This is a genomic window from Rhodopirellula maiorica SM1 (assembly GCF_000346295.1).
GTDB classification, from domain to species: domain Bacteria; phylum Planctomycetota; class Planctomycetia; order Pirellulales; family Pirellulaceae; genus Novipirellula; species Novipirellula maiorica.
The window spans coordinates 1-3,276 of record NZ_ANOG01000367.1; the positions used below are offsets into that span (position 1 = coordinate 1).

Annotated in this window: 3 protein-coding genes; 2 read left to right on the forward strand and 1 reads right to left on the reverse strand. The window is 58.6% G+C overall.

The features are described 5' to 3' along the window. The coding region (locus RMSM_RS11855) for a threonine aldolase family protein (RefSeq protein ID WP_008695913.1) at nt 1-991 on the reverse strand (991 nt) is incomplete at its 3' end. A gap of 119 nt (nt 992-1,110) precedes the next feature. Here RMSM_RS11855 and hisD point away from each other — a divergent pair. Continuing rightward, on the forward strand, nt 1,111-2,490 hold the full coding sequence (hisD, locus tag RMSM_RS11860) for a histidinol dehydrogenase (RefSeq protein WP_040765912.1): 1,380 nt from the start codon (nt 1,111-1,113) through the stop codon (nt 2,488-2,490). Between the two features lie 258 nt (nt 2,491-2,748). Then, the coding region (locus RMSM_RS11865) for a pyridoxal phosphate-dependent aminotransferase (protein ID WP_040765915.1) at nt 2,749-3,276 on the forward strand (528 nt) is incomplete at its 3' end.

The window sequence follows — 3,276 nt, forward strand, 5'->3', positions numbered from 1 at the left end:
GCCCCGAGTGAATATCGAGATGCGTAACAAACCGAATCGCTTGGTCGCTGATCGCAAAGCAACGCACACCCTGCTCTTCGAGTCTTGCCACCCATGAATCAGCGGTGCCAAGATTCGGTGCGATTTCGACAGCAACGATATTGGTGTCGATGCAGTCGCCGCGGATCGAAAACCCTTCGTGCGAACTAAAAACTTCGCCGAGCTGTTTGGCGTGCTCGTGATCTTCGACCAGACGATCACGATGGTTTTCGATCGCGTACAAGGCACCGGCGGCGATAATACCGGCTTGCCGCATCCCACCGCCAAATAGCTTTCGCGTGCGACGTGCCTGCTCGATAAAATCGCGGCTGCCGACCAGGGCCGAGCCGACGGGGGCTCCGAGTCCCTTGCTGAAACAGACGCTGACCGAATCAAACGGGGCCGCCAACTCGGCTTCGCTTTTTCCCGTGGCGGCCGCGGCGTTCCACAACCGGGCTCCATCAAGATGGGTCGCCAAGCCTTCGGACTTCGCCCATTGGCACGATTCAATGACGTCGGATTGAGGCAAAATCCGGCCGCCGCCGCGATTGTGCGTGTTCTCCAGACAGAGCAGCCGCGTACGAACGAAGTGGTCGTTACTGGCGCGGACTTGGCCGCGCAGGTGCTCAGGTTTCAGCACCCCGCCCTGCCCCGGGATCGTCTTTGCCACCAAACCGGACAGCGAGGCAAACGCTCCCTGTTCATACTGATAAATGTGGCAATCTTGCTCGCAAATGAACTCGCTGCCGCGATCACAATGCACTCGCACGGCGACTTGGTTGGTCATCGAGCCGCTGGGCATAAACACGGCGGCTTCTTTGCCGAGGATTTCTGCGGTTAAATGCTCCAGCCGCTCCACGGTGGGGTCGATATCGATGACCGCGTCGCCGACTTCGGCTTCGGCCATCGCGGTCCGCATCGCGGGCGTGGGCTTGGTCAGCGTGTCACTTCGCAAGTCGATTTCTTGACGCATTGTGGATAATTCGAGGGGGCTGCGGCTAAACAAAACGCATTGTATCGGCTTATGATACCGGTGGGAGAGGCTTGCCCGTCTGTCTCCGAAATCGAACGAAAACTGCGAACCAGCAAACCATGACAGTATCGAATCCATCCAGCTCTAACCTCCCTACGCTCCAGATCCAGCGAGTGGATGCTCGCGAAGGCTCGGCGGACATTTTGCTTCAGCTGCGTCAAAAACTCAGTCCCGCAGGCGATGTCGTCAGCCCCCGCGGCCGGGCGCTCACCGAAAAGGTGTTTGGCAAACCGCTAACGCCGGTCGAAGTGGTCCAGACGATTTGCAATGACGTCCAAACCGAAGGCACCGCGGCACTGTTGCGATATTGCCAAGCACTCGACAATGCCGAGCTATCGGCTGCCGAGCTTCGCGTTCCCGCTGAGGCCCTCGAGCAGGCTCACGCGGCGGCGGATCCGAAACTGATTGAATCGATTCGCCGGATTCGTGACAACATCACTGAATTCCAATCGGCGATCCTGCACCAAGACGTCACCATCGAGCCTCGCGAGGGTGTCCGTTTGACTCAGCGTTACGTCCCACTCCATCGGATCGGCGTGTGCGTCCCCGGCGGAGCCGCCGCCTATCCCTCGACGGTGCTGATGACAGTCGTCCCGGCCCAGGTCGCGGGAGTGAAACAGATCGCCGTGGTCGCTCCGCCAACCAAGTTCGGCGCGTACAACACCGATATGCTGGCGACGTGTCACGAGCTAGGCGTCAGCGAAGTTTATCGGATGGGCGGGGCGCAAGCGGTTGCGGCGATGGCGTACGGCTGCGACTGTATCGAACCCGTTCACAAAATCGTCGGTCCCGGGAACCTGTTTGTCGCACTGGCGAAGAAACATGTGTTTGGAACGGTCGACATCGATTCGTTCGCGGGCCCGAGCGAAGTGATCGTGATCGCCGATGGCACCGCCCGTGCCGACTACATCGCCGCCGACTTGTTGGCGCAAGCTGAGCACTCACCGGGATCGGCGATCCTGATCACTTGGGACGAAGCACTGATCGATGCGGTTCACGACGAGTTGGCGAAGCAAGTGGTCCAGCTCGAACGCAACGAATTGACAGTCGAGAGTCTCGAAGCCTTTGGTGCATTGATTTTGGTTCGTGATGAGCAGCAAGCGTGTGAGTTGACCGACGAATTTGCTCCCGAGCATTTGCACATTGAGACCGCGAACCCACGCGACCAAATCGCCAAGATCCGCAACAGCGGCGCGGCGTTCTTGGGGCACCATACGCCGGTAGCGTTGGGCGATTACGCCGCCGGCCCAAGCCATGTGTTGCCGACCGGAGGGACTTGCACTTGGGCAGCCGGCTTGTCGAGCAACAGTTTTTTGCGAAGCGGCAGTATTACTGAGTTTGATGAACCTGCACTGAAACAAATCGCTCCTGATGTCGAGCGACTTGCCGAGAAAGAGGGACTGACCGCTCATGCTCGCAGCGTCTCGATCCGGCGTTGATGATTACCCTTATGAACCCGTTCCCGGGCTCCCGTCTGGGAACGCACTGCAGCAGAGGCTGCTGTCTCATTCGTCGAGAATGAGACACTATGATCGAGCGGAAAAATACCGTCGTCTTTCGCTGAGCGAAAGCAGTCTTTTTCCGAAATTTTCGCGGAGCGAAAAACGACAATAAATTTATCCATCCCGAGCCCCCTTCCAGCTGAAACGAACCACGAAGTGCCCGAGTCATCGTTCTTCCGCCCTGCCCTTGCCAAAATGTTGCCTTACACGCCAGGTGAACAGCCTGCGCCGGGCAAAACGGTCAAGCTGAACACCAACGAAAATCCTTACCCGCCACCCAAGGCGGTGGTCGAGGCGATTCAGCATGCGGCGACCGGTGCAATCAACCGTTACCCCGACCCCGTGGCGACCGCGTTTCGCCGGGCGGCCGCCGATGCATTGGGGCTACCAGGGCCCGAGTGGATCTTGGCCGGTAACGGCAGCGACGAGATTCTGACGATGCTGGTCCGTGGCTTTGTGGGTGAAGGTCAACGGTTGCGACTGCCCTACCCCAGCTACATCCTGTATCGCACACTGGCGGACATCCAAGGCGCCGATTGGGAACAGGTTGCGTTTGAAGATGGATGGAAATTGCCAGCCGCCTTTGGCAAAACCGAAAACGATGTTCGTTTGGTTTTCTTGCCTAACCCGAACAGCCCCAGCGGGACGGTGGTTCCGCCTGCGGAAATTGAGCAACTTGCCTCAACGATGACCTGTCCATTGGTCGTTGATGAAGCGTATGCG